Origin of the sequence: Devosia sediminis (assembly GCF_016411825.1) — a bacterium.
In the GTDB taxonomy this organism is placed as follows: Bacteria; Pseudomonadota; Alphaproteobacteria; order Rhizobiales; family Devosiaceae; genus Devosia; species Devosia sediminis.
The window spans coordinates 339,930-355,993 of sequence record NZ_JAEKMH010000002.1; the positions used below are offsets into that span (position 1 = coordinate 339,930).

Annotated in this window: 13 protein-coding genes; 7 read left to right on the forward strand and 6 right to left on the reverse strand. The window is 66.6% G+C overall.

Features of this window, described 5'->3' with window-relative positions:
* The first annotated feature begins 257 nt into the window (after positions 1 to 257).
* Complete coding sequence (locus tag JEQ47_RS08960) at positions 258 to 1,700, forward strand: cobyric acid synthase (protein ID WP_198876833.1); 1,443 nt, start codon at positions 258 to 260, stop codon at positions 1,698 to 1,700.
* Between the two features lie 3 nt (positions 1,701 to 1,703).
* Complete coding sequence (gene cbiB, locus JEQ47_RS08965; RefSeq protein WP_198876067.1) at positions 1,704 to 2,666, forward strand: adenosylcobinamide-phosphate synthase CbiB; 963 nt, start codon at positions 1,704 to 1,706, stop codon at positions 2,664 to 2,666.
* On the opposite strand, the gene cobU is transcribed toward cbiB, so the two are convergent.
* Positions 2,659 to 3,195 carry a bifunctional adenosylcobinamide kinase/adenosylcobinamide-phosphate guanylyltransferase gene (gene cobU / locus JEQ47_RS08970; RefSeq protein ID WP_407931777.1) on the reverse strand — a complete coding sequence of 179 codons (537 nt, stop codon included), beginning with the start codon at positions 3,193 to 3,195 and terminating at the stop codon, positions 2,659 to 2,661. The genes cbiB and cobU overlap by 8 nt on opposite strands.
* 272 nt (positions 3,196 to 3,467) lie before the next feature.
* Here cobU and JEQ47_RS08975 point away from each other — a divergent pair, with 272 nt between their 5' ends.
* From JEQ47_RS08975 to edd, 4 genes are all read left to right on the forward strand, one after another.
* Entirely contained in the window at positions 3,468 to 4,409 is a 942-nt protein-coding gene (locus tag JEQ47_RS08975; protein WP_198876069.1) for a glucosamine kinase nucleotide-binding domain-containing protein, read from the forward strand.
* 12 nt (positions 4,410 to 4,421) lie between these two features.
* Positions 4,422 to 5,906, forward strand: coding sequence for a glucose-6-phosphate dehydrogenase (zwf, locus tag JEQ47_RS08980; protein ID WP_198876070.1), 1,485 nt, complete (start codon positions 4,422 to 4,424; stop codon positions 5,904 to 5,906).
* Positions 5,907 to 6,105: 199 nt separating this feature from the next.
* A complete protein-coding gene (gene pgl, locus JEQ47_RS08985; protein ID WP_198876071.1) occupies positions 6,106 to 6,801 on the forward strand; it encodes a 6-phosphogluconolactonase in 696 nt (231 codons plus the stop codon).
* Between the two features lie 123 nt (positions 6,802 to 6,924).
* Entirely contained in the window at positions 6,925 to 8,742 is a 1,818-nt protein-coding gene (gene edd / locus JEQ47_RS08990; protein ID WP_198876072.1) for a phosphogluconate dehydratase, read from the forward strand.
* Positions 8,743 to 8,781: 39 nt separating this feature from the next.
* Here edd and JEQ47_RS08995 read toward each other — a convergent pair whose 3' ends face one another.
* From JEQ47_RS08995 to JEQ47_RS09005, 3 genes are all read right to left on the reverse strand, one after another.
* Positions 8,782 to 9,069, reverse strand: a complete 288-nt coding sequence (locus JEQ47_RS08995; RefSeq protein WP_198876073.1) for a hypothetical protein — start codon at positions 9,067 to 9,069, stop codon at positions 8,782 to 8,784.
* Between the two features lie 77 nt (positions 9,070 to 9,146).
* Entirely contained in the window at positions 9,147 to 9,983 is an 837-nt protein-coding gene (locus tag JEQ47_RS09000) for a tetratricopeptide repeat protein (protein WP_198876074.1), read from the reverse strand.
* Between the two features lie 110 nt (positions 9,984 to 10,093).
* Positions 10,094 to 11,224: a citrate/2-methylcitrate synthase gene (locus JEQ47_RS09005; RefSeq protein ID WP_198876075.1), complete on the reverse strand. Its 1,131-nt coding sequence runs from the start codon at positions 11,222 to 11,224 to the stop codon at positions 10,094 to 10,096.
* A 141-nt stretch (positions 11,225 to 11,365) separates the two neighbouring features.
* Between JEQ47_RS09005 and JEQ47_RS09010 the strand changes: the two genes are divergently transcribed.
* Entirely contained in the window at positions 11,366 to 12,439 is a 1,074-nt protein-coding gene (locus JEQ47_RS09010) for a citrate synthase (RefSeq protein WP_198876076.1), read from the forward strand.
* A 13-nt stretch (positions 12,440 to 12,452) separates the two neighbouring features.
* On the opposite strand, the gene JEQ47_RS09015 is transcribed toward JEQ47_RS09010, so the two are convergent.
* Both JEQ47_RS09015 and mutL read right to left on the reverse strand, forming a co-directional pair.
* Positions 12,453 to 13,991 carry a VOC family protein gene (locus tag JEQ47_RS09015; protein ID WP_198876077.1) on the reverse strand — a complete coding sequence of 513 codons (1,539 nt, stop codon included), beginning with the start codon at positions 13,989 to 13,991 and terminating at the stop codon, positions 12,453 to 12,455.
* Between the two features lie 163 nt (positions 13,992 to 14,154).
* Entirely contained in the window at positions 14,155 to 15,969 is a 1,815-nt protein-coding gene (gene mutL, locus JEQ47_RS09020; RefSeq protein ID WP_198876078.1) for a DNA mismatch repair endonuclease MutL, read from the reverse strand.
* Positions 15,970 to 16,064: the final 95 nt, after the last annotated feature.

Genomic DNA, 16,064 nt, shown 5'->3' on the forward strand with positions numbered 1-16,064 from the left:
AACGGAAAGTCGCCCCCTTCGTAACCACCGGGCTTGTCGCGGTGGTCCATGCGATGGTGCGGGGGCCTGGATTGCCCGGACAAGCCGGGCAATGACGATGAACTGAAGCGCTGGCGTGCCAAGGACCGAATGACCAAAGCCATCATGTTCATGGGCTTCGTGCCGTCCCGCAGGGCCAATCGCGCCAGTGGCGCGATTGGAGGCAAGAAGGCCATGAGCGCTATGCGCGAATGGCGGGGTCTTCCATGAAAGCCATCATGTTCATGGGCATCGGCTCCGATGTCGGCAAGTCGCTGATCGTCGCCGGTCTCTGCCGCGCCCTCAGCAATCGCGGTCTTCGCGTCGCCCCGTTCAAGCCGCAGAATATGAGCAACAATGCTGCCGTGACCGTGGATGGCGGCGAAATCGGCCGCGCCCAGGCGCTGCAGGCGCGCGCGGCGCGGCGTGACCCCGTTACGGCAATGAACCCGGTGCTCCTGAAGCCCGAAGGCGAAACCGGCTCGCAGGTGGTCGTCCGCGGTCAGCGCCGCGCCAGCCTCTCCGCTCGCCAGTATTGGGCCGATCGGGCCCAGCTCCTACCCGAAGTGCTCGGCGCCTTCCATGAACTCGCGGCCACCGCCGATGTCGTCCTCGTCGAAGGTGCCGGCAGCGCTTCCGAGGTCAATTTGCGGCCCGGCGACATCGCCAATTTCGGCTTTGCCCGCGCCGCCAATGTGCCCGTCGTGCTGATCGGCGACATCCATCGTGGCGGCGTCATCGCTTCTCTCGTCGGCACGCTCGATGTCATCGACCCCGCCGATGCGGCCCTGGTCCGCGCGACGCTCGTCAACCGCTTCTTCGGCGATCCGGCTTTGTTCGAAAGCGGCAAGGCCTTCCTCGAGACCCGCATGGGCTTGCCCAGTTTCGGCCCTGTCCCCCATTTTGCCGATGCGGCGAAACTCCCCGCCGAAGACGCACTGGCGCTCGAGCATCTGACTACGGGGCAGGGCGCCTTCCACATCGCGGTCCTGCGCCTCCCGCGCATTGCCAATTTCGATGATCTCGACCCGCTCCGCGCCGAGCCGGGCGTACGCCTGACGCTGGTACAGCCGGGCGAGGCTGTTCCGCGCGACGCCGATCTCGTCCTGCTGCCGGGCTCGAAGGCCACCCGCGCCGACCTCGCGGCTCTCCGCGCCAATGGCTGGGATATCGATCTCCTCGCCCATCACCGCGCCGGTGGCCGCATCCTCGGCATCTGTGGCGGCTATCAAATGCTGGGCCAGACCATTGCCGACCCTGACGGCATCGAAGGCCCGCCCGGCACCAGCGAAGGCCTTGGCCTCCTCGATGTCGAGACCGTGCTCGCGCCCAGCAAGCAGCTTCGCCTCGAAACCGCGACCCATCTCGCGTCCGGCGAACCGCTCTCGGGCTATCACATGCATATGGGCGTCACTTCGGGTCCCGACACGGCCCGCCCCTTTGCCCGGGTCGGCGCCGCGCCCGAGGGCGCCATCAGCGCCGATGGCCGGGTTATGGGCACATATCTCCACGGCCTCTTTTCCGCCGACCCGTTCCGCCGCGCCTTTCTCGGCAATGCCGCCAGCCCCGACCTTGCTTTCGAGGCGGAAATCGAACTTGCGCTCGATGGCTTGGCGAACCATCTCGAAACCCATATCGATATCGACCGCTTGCTCGGCCTCGCTCAAACGCTGGAGACCTGATCCTTGGATCCGCTGATTTCCCCCCTGGCGCTCGCCCTCGAACGCCAGGTCGGTTACCCGCCAAGGCTGGTCGATACGATCGGCCACCCGGTCATGTGGTTCGGCAGGCTGATCAGCTTTTGCGAAACCCGTCTCAACACGCCCGATCGCAGCGCCGACCAGCGCCGGCTCGCCGGCATCGTGGCGCTCGGCCTGCTGCTGCTCTCGGTGCTGATCGTCACCGTGGGCATCCGCACCGTTTTGTCGTGGATTCCGCTCGGCTGGCTGGTGGAAATGCTGGTGGCCACCGCATTTCTCGCGCAGAAGGAACTTGGCCGCGCCGTTGGCGCCGTGGCCGAGGGTCTGCGGGCCTCGCTCGCTGCCGGCCGCGAGGCGGTGAGCCATGTCGTCGGCCGCGATCCCGAAACCCTCGACGAAGCCGGCGTCGCCCGCGCGGCCATCGAGACATTGGCCGAATCGACCTCTGACGGCGTCGTCGCGCCGTGGTTCTTCCTGCTGCTTTTCGGCCTGCCGGGCATCGCCCTCTACAAGGCCGTCAACACCGCCGACAGCATGATCGGCCACCGCAATGACCGCTACCGCGACTATGGCTGGGCGGCGGCCAAGCTGGACGACGTGCTCAACTGGATCCCGGCCCGCCTCAGTGCCGTGCTCATCACCGCTGCGTGCTTTTTCGTACCCGGCGCCAGCCCCGGCAAGGCCTGGGCCATCGCCCGCAGCGATGCCCCCCGGCACGATTCGCCCAATGCCGGCTGGCCCGAAGCCGCCTTTGCCGGCGCGCTCGGCTTCCAGCTCGGCGGCCCACGCGCCTATGCCGGCGAGATGGTCGACCTGCCCGCCTTCGGCGACGGGAAAGCCAGCCTTACGCCAAGCGACATCATGCTGGCGCTGCTGCTTTATCGGCGCACGCTCGACGTGTTGCTCGGTGTGAGTGCCTTCGTCGCGCTGATCATGCTGGTCAGCTAGGCATCTGCGGCGCGTCGCCCTTCATGGTCAGCGGCAGGCCGGCGGCGACGAAGTAAACGTCGTCGCAGATTTCGCCCAGCCGCTGATGCGCCGAGCCGGCCAGGTCGCGGAAGGTGCGGGCCATGGCATTGTCGGGCACGATGCCGAGACCAACCTCGTTGCTCACCAGAATCACCTTGGCCGCCTTGAATTCGGTCAGCGTGGCGCAGAGTTCGCTCACCGCCGTCGCCACATCCTCGCTGGCAATCAGCAGGTTGGTGATCCACAGCGTCAGACAATCGACCAGGATCACGTCATGAGTGGCTCCGGCCTTGATGATCATGTGCGAGAGCTCCACCGGCTCCTCGATGGTGGTGAACCGCTCTCCGCGCCCGGCCTGGTGGCTGCGCACACGGTCGCGCATTTCGTCGTCCAGCATGTTGGCGGTGGCGAGATAGGCCGGCCGCGATCCGGCGCGCAGTGCCAGGCGTTCGGCAAAGCTCGTTTTGCCCGAGCGCGCGCCGCCCAGAACCAGGCAATGTCGTGTCATCATCCGTTCCTTTTTCGGGTGCCGCCGGAGCGGCCGGGTGCGCCGCCAGTGTGGTTTCAACGGGGGCGATCGGCAAGCCGTTCCAGCGTGCCGGCTCCCAGCGGCTGCAATCGATGCAGATGCGATGGGCGAAGCCTGCATTTTCTTGGCTCTACTACTTTCGTCTTAGCGCCTTTCGCATTATGGTCCGCGCCGAAATGACCCCCTAGTGTGATGCGCGCAGCAAGGTCCCTTGCCTGTCCCCATCCATTCCATTGACGGAGTTGCCCTTCGTGCCGCGATATTACCTTGGCGTTGATGGCGGTGGCACCAATTGCCGCGTGCGACTGGCCAACGAACATCTCGAGACGCTGGCGGAGGTCAAGAACGGCCGCTCCAACCTGCAGATCGATGGCGGTGACCCCGCCTACAAGGCGATCACCGATGGCGCCCGCGATGTGTTCGAGGCTGCCGGCATCGACTTTGCCGAGGCCGCCAACACCTATGCCTGTTTCGGCATGGCCGGCGGGCGCATGGATTCGGCCCGCGCCGAGTTCGCCGCGCGGCCCTGGCCCTTTGCCGGGGTGAAAGTCTATGACGACATCGACATCGCCCATGCCGGCGCCCTGGGTGGCGGCGAAGGCGGCGTGGTCATCATCGGCACCGGCTCTGCCGCCATGTCCATCGTCAACGGCACGCGCTACCAGGCCGGCGGCTGGGGCTTTCATATCGGCGACCAGATGAGCGGCGCCATTCTCGGCCGCGCGCTGGTGCGCTACGCGGTCGAGGCAAATGACGGCATGGTCGAGGCCTCGCCGCTGACGAGCGCGGTAACCGCGGCCCTCGGCGGCGACAATCAGGCGATCATGACCTGGTCCTTTGCCACCGAGATGGATCTCAAGCTTTTCAGCGATGACGGCTCGGAAGGGTGCGACGACGCCCTGATCGGCCGCGCGCCCGGCGAATTCGGCAAGCTCATGCCGCTCTGGTTCGACTATCTCGAACAGAACGATCCGGTGGCGCTGAAACTGCTCGATACCCAGCTCGGCTATATCGACGCCTATGTGCGCTGGTTCAAATCCCACGGCGCCGAGGTCATGGCCATTGTCGGCGGCCTCGGGCAGCGGCTCTATCCGCGCCTCCAGCAGCACTATGGCACCTTCGTCGCCCTGCCCAAATTCGAACCCCTGCACGGCGCGGTCATCCTCGCCCGGCAGAACTTCGCGTCCAACTAGGGACTTATCCTCGTGTCCAGCCGTATTATCCCCGTCCAGCCTTTTGACTATGTGGTGTTCGGCGCCACCGGCGACCTGACCAAGCGCAAGCTGATCCCGGCGCTCTATCATCGCTTCAAGGACGGCCAGTTCGACGAGCAGAGCCGCATTATCGGTGCCTCGCGTTCCAAGCTCAGCGAAGCCGATTTCCAGAAGGCGGTGCGCGAGGCGATACAGCAGTTCGTGGAGAAGCCGTACCAGGACGATAGCGTCATCGAGCGTTTCGTCGCCATCTGCACCTATGTGCCGGTCGATGCCAGCAAGCCCGACGAATCGGGCGATCTGGGCAAGGCCCTGCGCGACGATCCCAAGGTGGTGCGCGCCTTCTATCTGGCGGTGGCACCAGACCTCTTCGAGCCCATCGCTGAATATCTCGAAGCCAAGAAGCTCTATCGCCGCGACGCCCGCGTCGTCATCGAAAAGCCGCTGGGCCACGACCTCGGCTCGTCCATCGAGATCAATGACGGCGTCGCCAAGATCTTCAAGGAAGATCAGGTCTACCGCATCGATCACTATCTGGGCAAAGAGACGGTGCAGAACCTCTTGGCCCTGCGCTTCGCCAATACCCTGTTCGAGCCGATCTGGAACTCTGCCCATATCGACCACGTGCAGCTCACCGTGGCCGAAAGCGTCGGCGCCGGCACGCGCGGCTATTACGACGAGAGCGGCGCCCTGCGGGACATGATCCAGAACCACATGCTGCAGTTGCTCTGCCTTGTGGCCATGGAGCCGCCCGCCAGCGACGACGCCAATGCCCTGCGCGACGAAAAGCTCAAGGTGCTCCGCGCCCTGCGCCCCATCGTCAATGGCGAAGTCGCCAAGGAAACCGTCCGCGGCCAGTATCGCGGCGTCAAGTCGGAAACCGCTGCGGTCGCCTCCTACCAGGACGAATTGCCCGACGACAAGAAGGGCAGCCGCACCGAGACCTTCGTGGCCCTCAAGGCCCATATCGACAACTGGCGCTGGGCCGGCGTGCCCTTCTATCTGCGCACCGGCAAGCGCATGGCCGAGCGCGTCTCGGAAATCTGCATCCAGTTCAAGCCCATTCCGCATTCCATTTTCGACCATGCCGAAGGCGCACCCAAGGCCAATAAGCTCATCATCCGCCTGCAGCCCGACGAGGGCGTCAAGCTCATGATGATGATCAAGGATCCGGGTCCCGGTGGCATGCGCCTGCGCGAAGTGCCGCTTAACCTCAGCTTTGCGGAAACCTTCACCGAGCGCACGCCGGAAGCCTATGAACGCCTGCTGATGGACGTGATCCGCGGCAGCCAGACCCTCTTCATGCGCCGCGACGAACTCGAGGCCGCCTGGATGTGGGTCGATCCCATCCGCGAAGCCTGGGACCGCTCCAGCGAACCGCCGCAGGTCTACACTGCCGGCACCTGGGGCCCCAGCGGCGCCGTGGCCCTGATCGAGCGCGACGGCCGCACCTGGTACGAGGGCAACAACGCGTGATGCTTGCTTTAGCCTCGGATGGTTGGGTTTCGCCCACCCTCCCCCTTGAGGGGAGGGCAGCGCAGCTTGGCCGGGGCCTAGCGAAGCTGGGGAGGGGGTGGTCTTGTGGCTTACGGACGGACCCCCACCCTCAGTCCCTCCCCTCAGGGGGAGGGAGGCGAAGGGCCAGCCCGCCTTCGCGTGCCAAAGGAATAAAAATATGACCCTCACCCGCCGCAGCTTTGCCGATAAGTCCACGCTGGCCAAGGAACTGGCCGAAGCCGTGGCGGAGCGCATCAACGCCGCCATCGCCGAGCGCGGCACGGCGTCGATTGCCGTCAGCGGCGGCTCGACACCCGGAAAATTCTTTGCCGCCCTGGGCAAGACCCGGAGCATCGACTGGGACAAGGTGGTCGTGACCCTGGTCGACGAGCGCTGGGTCGACGAGACCAACGATCGATCCAACGCGCTGCTGGTCAACGAGAAGATGCTGCAGGGCCCGGCCGCCGTGGCTCGGTTTTTCCCGCTCTATTCGGGCGGCGACGAGCCGACCGATGCCGCCGTCGCCCAGACCAACGCCCTCATGGCCGAACTGCCCAAGCCCTTTGCCGCGGTGATCCTGGGCATGGGCAATGACGGTCACACGGCCTCGTTCTTCCCCGGTGGCGACACGCTCGACGCCGCGCTTACTGGCGCCGGCCCGACCCTTGCCATCCGCGCCCCCGGCGCCGGTGAGCCGCGCATCACCTTCACCCTGCCGCGCCTGCTCGAAACCGATGGGCTTTATCTGCACATCGAAGGCGAGGAAAAGGCTGCAGTGCTGGAAAAGGCCCTGGCCGATGGTCCGGTCGAGGACATGCCTATCCGTGCCGTGCTGCGCTCGGGCGCGCCGGTCACAGTTTACTGGTCCCCCTGAAGCTCCTGGGGCGGTCCCCAATCGACCGCCCTGGCCGCCACGGGTGCCAGTCATCATAGCGAGGCCTATCCGCGCCAGCGGCCCCCCTTTGGCGCGTCCTCGCGCTACTATTGGAGACTGCCAATGACCGTCCGCCAGGCCATCCAGGACGTGACCGACCGCATTGCCGCGCGCAGCCGCGACAGTCGCCGCGACTATCTCAACCGCCTCGATGCTGCCAAGGAACAGGGCGTCTATCGGGCCGCGCTCTCCTGCGGCAACCTGGCCCACGGCTTCGCCGCCTGTTCCCCGGCCGAAAAGGCCGCCATTGCCGGCAACAAGGCGCTGAACCTCGGGATCGTCACCAGCTACAACGACATGCTGAGCGCCCATCAGCCCTATCAGTTCTACCCTGACATCATCAAGGAAGCGGCCCGCGAGATCGGCGCCACGGCGCAGGTGGCGGGCGGCGTCCCGGCCATGTGCGACGGCGTCACCCAGGGTCAGCCGGGCATGGATCTCTCGCTGTTCAGCCGCGACGTCATCGCCATGTCGACGGCCATCGCCCTGTCGCACAATATGTTCGATGCCGCCGTCTATCTCGGCATCTGCGACAAGATCGTGCCCGGCCTTGTCATCGGCGCGCTGGCCTTTGGCCACCTGCCGGCGGTGTTCATCCCGGCCGGCCCCATGCCCTCGGGCATCCCGAATGACGAAAAGAGCAAGGTCCGCCAGCTCTATGCCGAGGGCAAGGTGGGCCGGGCGGAACTGCTCGAAGCCGAGAGCAAGTCCTACCATTCGCCCGGCACCTGCACCTTCTACGGCACCGCCAACTCCAACCAGATGCTCATGGAAATCATGGGCCTGCACCTGCCCGGCGCCAGCTTCGTCAATCCCGGCACGCCGCTGCGCGATGCGCTGACCCGCGAGGCGACCAAGCGCGCTTTGTCGCTCACGAGCCTTGGAAACAACTATACGCCCATCGGCCACATCCTGGATGAAAAGGCCTTCGTCAACGGCCTCGTCGGCCTCCATGCCACGGGCGGTTCGACCAACCACACCATGCACCTGATCGCCATGGCGGCGGCCGCCGGCATCCAGATCACCTGGGACGACATGAGCGATCTCTCGGACGCGACGCCGCTTCTGGCCCGCGTCTATCCCAACGGCGTGGCCGACGTGAACCACTTCCACGCCGCCGGCGGCATGGGTTTCCTCATCAAGGAACTCCTCGCGGGCGGTTACCTCCATGAGGACGTCAAGACCGTCTGGGGCACGGGCCTCTCCGGCTACACGGTGGAAGCCAAGCTCGGCGAAGCGGGCGGCCTCGCCTTCGAGCCGTCGCCCGAAGAAAGCGCGCTGCCCAAGGTGCTCACCGGCGTCAGGGAACCCTTCCAGCAGACCGGCGGCCTCAAGCTTCTCTCGGGCAATCTCGGCCGATCCGTCATAAAAGTCTCGGCCGTCAAGGACGAGCATCGCGTCATCGAGGCCCGTGCCCGCGTCTTCCACGGCCAGGAAGGGCTGCAGCGCGCCTTCAAGGCCGGCGAGCTCGATGGCGACATGATCGCCGTGGTGCGCTTCTCCGGCCCCAAGGCGCTCGGCATGCCCGAGCTGCACAACCTCACTCCGCCGCTGAGCGTCCTGCAGGGTCGCGGCTTCAAGGTGGCCTTGGTGACCGACGGGCGCATGTCCGGCGCCTCGGGCAAGGTGCCCGCCGCCATCCACATGACCCCGGAAGCGGTCGATGGCGGCCCGATCAGCAAGATCCGCGATGGCGACCTGATCCGCCTTGACGCCAACGAGGGCACGCTGACCTTCCTTGGCGACGAGAAGGAATTCTTCTCCCGCACCCCGGCCACCGAAGACCTCCGCTCCCAGCATTTTGGCATGGGCCGCGAACTCTTTGCCGGCTTCCGCGCCATGGTCGGCCTGGCCGACAAGGGCGCAAGCGTGTTCGGTTAGAAGGCAGTTCGACGCTCTGCTCCGGGCCGGACGCACACCTTAACCGGCCATGCAACCGGTCGGTGCGGGCCGCGGATTGTGCGGATGCGGTTCCGGCACCCAGATATCGATCCTGGGCTCCTTGGATTCGATCCCCGGATGCGGCGGTCGTCCGGTCCCGGCTGTGCGGATATCGAGACAGTCCGGCACCAGGGCCAGGGGGTGGTAGAGGGCGATATCCCCGCTACTGCTCTCCTGATCGGCCGGTCCGATGGCCGTCCGATGCTCGGCCAAGACAGGGGCGGAAGAACAGAAAATGCAGGCAAGCCCGACGAGCCATTGACGCATGGCAAAGTCCCCCTCTGATGAAAATTCTGATCTGGTCATGGGGCCGCGGTCATCGATCCGCAGCCCAGTCCAGTAGTCTAGCTGCCCAGGCAGGTTGCGGGCGCCGGCTGCGGGTCGCGCGGATCGATTTCGACCTGCCATTTGTCGAGATTGTAGGCGAGGGTCTCGACCTCGTCCGTCGAGAGGCGGGCAGCCGCCACATCGGCGGCCGCGACGGCATCCACGCATCCCGCATCGGCAGCCATCTGGTAGTGAAAAGCCGAGAGAACCAGGTGATGCGGGGCCTCCACGAAATCCGCATAGAGCTGGCCCAGCACGGCATGCGCCTCGCGCTGGCCCAATTGCGCCGCGCGTCTCAAGTCAGCCAGGGCAAGGTCGAAGGCAGCGCCGTCCCCGGCCCGTGACAGGCGATCCAGTCCTACGGTGAACAAGGCATCCGGATTGTCCAGCTCGGCGGCCCAGGTGAGCAGCCGCCACCCTTCCTCGGCATCGGCGGGCACGCCGCGTCCGGCCAGCGTCAGCACGGCAAGGTTGTGGATGGCCGGCGCATAACCCTGCTGCGCCGCCAGCGTGAACCAATGCACGGCCTTCTGCGAATCCATCGCAACCCCGCGCCCCTCGAGGTAGTGGTGCGCCATGGCGGCCTGCGCCGTCGGCGCGCCTTGCGCGACGCTCTTTTCGAGCCAGCGGACCGCTGCCGCGTCGTCCACTGCCACGCCATAGCCATTTCTATAGGCGGCATAAAGGATTTCCTGCGCCCCGAGGTCGCCTGCATCGGCCAGCGGCGTCAGCAAGGCAATCGGCTCCTCGTAGCGCCCTGCATCGAACAGCAGCAGCGCCTTGAGCCAGTCATCGGCCAGCGTAGGAAGACAAGAAAACACAAGAAAGGCAAACCCCAACAGCCATTGACGCATGGCAAGTTCCTACTTTGTTCATGAGGAACATTGCATGAACAAATCGAAGAGTCGATAGGGGTTTGTTAACCTTTTTGACTTGCCTCTATTTGGACCAGCGACCGATCCCCCTATCGGGTCGGCTCTGTGCCTACATACCTTGCCCGCGGCCGGATCAGCGTGCCCGTCTCGATCTGCTCCAGCGCATGGGCCAGCCAGCCGACCGATCGCGCCAGCGCAAAAATCTGCAATGGCGCATCGGCTGGTAGGTCGTAAGCCCCCACCAAGGCGGCGAGCGCAAAGTCGATATTGGGTTTTTCGCCGCTGAGACGCTCTCCCGCCTCGGCCAATTCCGCAAATACCGGCGGCAGGGTGAACGCAGCCATCAGCGCCCCGGCGCGCACGTCGCCATCGGGATAGAGCTTGTGCCCGAAGCAGGGCAGGGCGTTGCCCTGTCGCAGATGCGCGCCGATCGCCAGCGTCGCCCCCTGCCGCCGGGCTGCCTCGACCAGGCCCGCCATGCTCTGGCTTGCCGTCCCATGCAGTGGTCCGCTGAGCGCAGCGAGGCCGGCCAGCACCGCCGCCGAGAGAGGCGCGCCGGTCGACGCCGTGACCCGGGCGGCAAAGGTCGAGGCGTTGAGCTCGTGTTCCGCCAGCAGCACCAGCGCGCGGCGGAGCGGATCGGCGGCCTCGGGTCGCCCCCATTGCTGCGCCAGGCGATGATGCGCCGGCATGGTGCCGGGTGCGGCGAGGGCGCCTGCCAGAAACGAAACCGTCCGAGCCGCGTCGGCCAGCAATACCGCGCGATTGCGGCCGGCGGCCGGCATGTCGGTGGCCGCCAGTTCCGCCACGGCCTGGTAAGCGGCCGTCATGCCCGGCGAGCGAGCCCGCGCGCGCCCGGCAAAGTCCACCTCCGTCGCCGAGCCCCAGAGCAGGCGCGCCACCGCGCCCAGGGTCGCCGTTTCCGCCAGCGTCACCGCGTCCTGGCCGCGATAAAGCAGGCGCCCGTCGGCCACCGTGGCAATGCTGGTTTCCAGCACCGGCTCGCCCCAGGCAATGCTTTCTGCCGCCACCGTTCGCGCCGGCCGCCGCCCCTGCGGCCGGTTGGCCAGCCGCTCCACATCGTCCTGCCGATAAAGGCTCTTGCGCGGATCGTCGGGATCGGGACGCGCCGTGATCCGCCCGCGGCTGACATTGGCATAAAGCGTCTGCGGCTTGGTACCCAGTCGCGCCAGCGCCTCTTCTGCCGTCAGCCAGTTCATCGCCGCCTCGCATTGATCTTTGGCGTCAAGATTGACGTCAATCTTGATTGGCTGGAACCTTAGAGCGTTTCCAGCAGAAGTGGCAACGGTTTTGCGGTCTGCGCCGCGACGAAAGCAGTCAAAATACCAAGGAGAAGCAACATGTCCGGCCTCGATGACGTCATAGCCGCCGAAACCCGCCTCAGCGAAGTCGATGGCGCCAATGGGCTTCTGGTGATCTGCGGCCATAGCCTCGACAGCCTTGCGGGGCAGGTGGGCTATGAGGACGTGCTGGCTTTGCTGCTGCCCGAACTGCTTTTCCCCAGCGCCGAGGCCATTCGTGCCGAGCTGGGTCAGGCCCGCATGCTGGCCTTCCAGCAGACGGCCCATATCGACGGCGGCCTCCTGCGCCTTTCGGTCACCGAGGCCCTGCGCGCGCTGATGGCGCGCCTGCCCGATGGCGAGGATCGCTCTGCCGCCCTGCTGCAGATCGCGGCGCCCGCCGTCTTTGTCCCGGCGCTGGTCCGCGCCCGCGCTGGCAAGGCCCCCGTGCCACCCCATGCCGGTCGCGGCCATGCCGAGGACATGCTGGCCATGTTGACCGGCGCCCAGCCCGCGCCCGAGGCGGTCAGGGCGCTCGATACCTATCTCGTCACCGTGTCCGACCATGGCCTCAATGCCTCGACCTTCACCGCCCGCGTCGTCGCGTCCACCCGCGCCGGCTATGCGTCTGCCGTGCTCGCGGCCCTCGGCGCGCTCAAGGGACCGCTGCATGGCGGGGCGCCCGGGCCAGTGCTCGACATGCTCGATGCCATCGGCACGCCCGCCAATGCCGCGCGTTGGATCGAGGCGGCGCTGGGCCGCGGCGAGCGGCTGATGGGCTTCGGTCACCGCATCTATCGCGTGCGCGATCCGCGCGCCGATGCGCTCAAGAGCGCCCTCGGCCGCCTCGGCGCCGCCGGCGGCATGGATGCCGCTCGGCTGGCGCTGGCCGAGGCCATCGAGCGCGATGCGCTCACGGCCCTGCGCGCGGCCAAGCCCGACCGGGTTCTCGAAACCAATGTCGAATACTTCACGGCTCTCTTGCTCGAGGCCCTAGGTTTTCCGCGCGACGCCTTTACCGGCGTCTTTGCTGCCGGCCGCGTCGGCGGCTGGGTCGCCCATGCCCACGAGCAGATCGAAACCGGCCGCCTGATCCGTCCGCAGTCGCGCTATGTCGGGCCGAAGGCGGCTTAGGCGGTCGACAACCCTAGTGGTTGATCCAGCCCCCTATCATTGCCGCATCCGAGTCAGTCAATTCGTGCCCGCCCGTCACCCGCTCGACAGTGACCTCGGCCCCGGCTTCCCGCAAGACGTCCGCCAGCCTTTCGCCCGCTAGGCGGAAGGCGTCCGTCTCTCCCAGTAGGATCAGCACGGCAGTGCCTGAAAGGTCCAGGCCCGGCGCTTCGTCGAGCACCATGGCCGGCCGCAGCAACACTGCCCGCCGCACGATGCCGGGCTGCAGCAGCATGGCGGCACCTAGGAGATTGGCGCCGTTGGAATAACCCAGCCCCGCCAGGTGCGTCGCGTCGATCCCATAGGCGCCGCGCGCCTCCTCGAAAAAGGCGGCCAGCGCCCCGGCCTCGAAGCGGATGTCCTTCTGGTCGAAAATGGCCGGTCCGAAGCTGCGGAACCAGCGGCGCGTGCCGCTTTCCGTGCTGCGGCCCCTGATGCCCAGCAGGGTCGCCCGCGGCGCCGCCTTGTGCGCCAGCGGCATCAGGTCCATTTCGTCGCCGCCCGTGCCGTGCAGCAGCGCCAGCGTGGTCCCGTCAGGCCTGTCCGGCGTGAAGAAGCGGTGGTCGTAGATCAGGTCGCGATAAACGACGCGCTCTTCGCCCGGCAGGCTGAACTGCGGCAGCATCACCTTGAGCGCCTCCGCGTCCGGCGTGTTGGGCGGCATGAACAGGGTCGTGCCCAGTGTGTCCACAGTCTCGTCCAGCGTGAAGCCCGGCCCGTCGCTGGCCATTTCGATCAGCGTGCCGCCCGGCTCGCGCACATAGAGCGACGTGAAATAGTTGCGGTCGTGAAGGTTGGTGAGGCTCGAATTGCGCTGTCGCAGCGCCGCCTCGACGCGCTTCACCTCATCGGCATCCACCGCCCGCAGCGCCACATGATCCGCCGTGCCGGTGCCCGGCGCGCCGGGCCAAAAGCCGCCGGCATCCCTTATGTCCAGCACATCGCCGCTGTCGGACCGGAGCCGCCTTATCGGGCCCTCGCTCCGGGCCTCCACATAGCCGAAATAGCGGGTGACGAAATCCACCGTCTCCTCCGGCACTTCCGAGAGCAGCGTCACGCCGCGAATGCGCCGGATCCGATGCTCGGCCGGGATATCGCTCCCGGGCATGGCAAGGGCGGGCACATCGGCGCTGACCAACTTGACCACAACCCCATCCGGGTCGCGCAGCCGCAAGACCGTCTCGCCGAATTCCTGCCCGGTCCCCTCGACCCTGGCCTGATGCGTCAGCGCCCGTTCCAGCCAATAGCCCACCGAGCCCGGCGCCACGGCCAGCGCCACTTCGCTGACCTGTCCGGCCCCGGCCTGGCCCGACGAGCCGCCTTGCCAGACGAGAAAGGTGATCAGCGAACCCGGTGTCGCGTCATGGTCGCCATAAAACAGATGTAACTGCCGCGCATCTTCATAGCCGCCGGTGCGCTTGACCAGCCGCAGCCCCAGAAAGCCGACATAGAAATCGACATTGGCCTGCACGTCCTTGGTGATCAGGGTGACGTGGTGAATGCCTGAGGTCATAATGTCTTCTCCACAGTGGCGGCGGTCGCTGTGCCTTCCATTCCTTCGTCATTGCCCGGCTTGACCGGGCAATCCACGCTTCCGCGCCCGCGACGGCATGGATCACCCGGTCAAGCCGGGTGATGACGAAGGTGCGACAGGTCGTTCCTGGTCAGCTTCGAATTCACCGGCTCCGTCCGAACAGGCGCTCGATATCGCCCTTCTTGAGCTCCACATAGGTCGGCCGCCCATGGATGCACTGGCCCGAATGGGGCGTTGCCTCCATGTCGCGGAGCAGCGCGTTCATTTCGTCCACCCGGAGCCGCCGCCCCGAGCGCACCGAACCGTGGCAGGCCATGCGGCCGATGATCGCTTCCATCCGGTCGGTCAGCGCCGCAGCGCTGTCCCATTCCGCAAGGCCATCGGCCAGGTCGCGCACCAGGCCCGAAATATCGCTATTGCCCAGAAGGGCAGGGGTTTCGCGCACGGCGATGGCGCGCGGCCCGAAGCGATCGAGATAAAGCCCGAAGCGCTCCAGTTCCGGCGCCGCCTCTTCGAGTCGGGAGCAGTCCTCCTCCGGCAACTCGATGATGACGGGAATGAGCTGCGCCTGGCTGGGGACCGGCCCCGAGGCCAGTTGCGCCTTGAACCGCTCATAGACCAGCCGTTCATGCGCCGCATGCTGGTCCACCAGCAGCAATCCGTCGCCATTCTGGGCGATGATGTAATTGTCGAACATCTGCGCCCGCGCCGTGCCCAGCGGATAGTCGGCGACTTCTGCAGTTGGTTCGAACCGCTCCACTCGGGCGCTGGGTTCGGTAAAGCCGGCGAGGCGTCCTGGAGACCGGTCGAAACTCAGCGGCGCGCGCTCGTTGGCAAAGCTCAGGCGCTGCGGCTGGTATCCGCCCCCCGCCGGCGCCAGGGGGGCAGGGGCTGCCGGTTCGGCCAGTTCCGGCGCGGTGAAGGCGCCCAGAATATCCTCGGCCACGCTGGTCGATGCCTTGAACCCGGCGGCCGCCAGCGCCATGCCGATGGCGCGGATGACGGCTCCGCGCACCGCCCCCTGGTCGCGGAAACGCAGCTCCGCCTTGGCCGGGTGCACGTTGACGTCCACCTCGGCCGGGTCGATGGCGATGTAGAGCGAGACGACCGGAAAGCGGTCGCGGAAAGTATAGTCGGCATAGGCCGCGCGCACCGCCCCCACCAGCACCTTGTCGCGCACCGAGCGGCCGTTGACGAAGTAGAACTGGCTGAGTGAATTGGCCCGCGTATAGGTCGGCAGCCCGGCCATGCCGGCGACCACGATGCCGTGCCGCGCGGTGGCGAGGGTCACGGCATTATCGATGAAATCGCCGCCCATCACCTGGCCCAGCCGCGCCGCCAGTGCGCCTTCGCCGCTCACCGCGGGCCAGTTCGACGCGGTGCGGTCGGTGCCTTCGAGCACAAAGTGGATTTCCGGATTGGCCATGGCCAGGCGCTTCATCACATCGGTGATGGCGGCGGTTTCCGCCCGCGCGCTCTTCAGGAATTTCCGCCGCGCCGGCACCTGCGCAAAGAGGTCCTTCACCTCGATGACGGTGCCGCGGTTCATCGCCTGCGGCACCGGGCCGGTGCGCCTTCCATTGTCGACCACGATGACGAGCCCGCTTTCGGCATCGGCCGGGCGCGATGCCACGGAAAGCCGCGCCACCGAGCCGATCGATGCCAGTGCCTCGCCGCGAAAACCGAGCGTCCGGATATCGTCGAGATCGTCGGCACTGAGCTTGCTGGTCGCGTGCCGCTCCACGCTCAGCAGCAGGTCCTCCCGGTCCATGCCGTGCCCGTCATCGGCGATACGGATCAGGTCCATGCCGCCATTGGCCGTGCTCACGGTAATGCGCCGTGCCCCGGCATCGATGGAATTTTCCACCAGTTCCTTGACCACGCTGGCAGGCCGCTCCACCACCTCGCCGGCGGCAATGCGGTTGATCAGGTCTTCGGGCAGTTGGCGGATGGGCAAGGGCGATTCTCCTGCCTGCAATATAGGGCAGGGGAGACGCGTTGCCGACCCGCCGGGACAATTGTGCCCAGCCAGCTTTCTGCGACACCGGCGAA

Excerpts from the sequence above, each read along its gene's own strand:
- JEQ47_RS09015 (WP_198876077.1), bottom strand. The coding sequence starts at position 13,991 with ATGACCTCAGGCATTCACCACGTCACCCTGATCACCAAGGACGTGCAG.
- edd (WP_198876072.1), top strand. The coding sequence starts at position 6,925 with ATGACCGTCCGCCAGGCCATCCAGGACGTGACCGACCGCATTGCCGCG.
- JEQ47_RS09010 (WP_198876076.1), top strand. The coding sequence starts at position 11,366 with ATGTCCGGCCTCGATGACGTCATAGCCGCCGAAACCCGCCTCAGCGAA.
- JEQ47_RS09005 (WP_198876075.1), bottom strand. The coding sequence starts at position 11,224 with ATGAACTGGCTGACGGCAGAAGAGGCGCTGGCGCGACTGGGTACCAAG.
- JEQ47_RS08960 (WP_198876833.1), top strand. The coding sequence starts at position 258 with ATGTTCATGGGCATCGGCTCCGATGTCGGCAAGTCGCTGATCGTCGCC.
- pgl (WP_198876071.1), top strand. The coding sequence starts at position 6,106 with ATGACCCTCACCCGCCGCAGCTTTGCCGATAAGTCCACGCTGGCCAAG.
- JEQ47_RS08995 (WP_198876073.1), bottom strand. The coding sequence starts at position 9,069 with ATGCGTCAATGGCTCGTCGGGCTTGCCTGCATTTTCTGTTCTTCCGCC.
- JEQ47_RS09000 (WP_198876074.1), bottom strand. The coding sequence starts at position 9,983 with ATGCGTCAATGGCTGTTGGGGTTTGCCTTTCTTGTGTTTTCTTGTCTT.
- cobU (WP_407931777.1), bottom strand. The coding sequence starts at position 3,195 with ATGACACGACATTGCCTGGTTCTGGGCGGCGCGCGCTCGGGCAAAACG.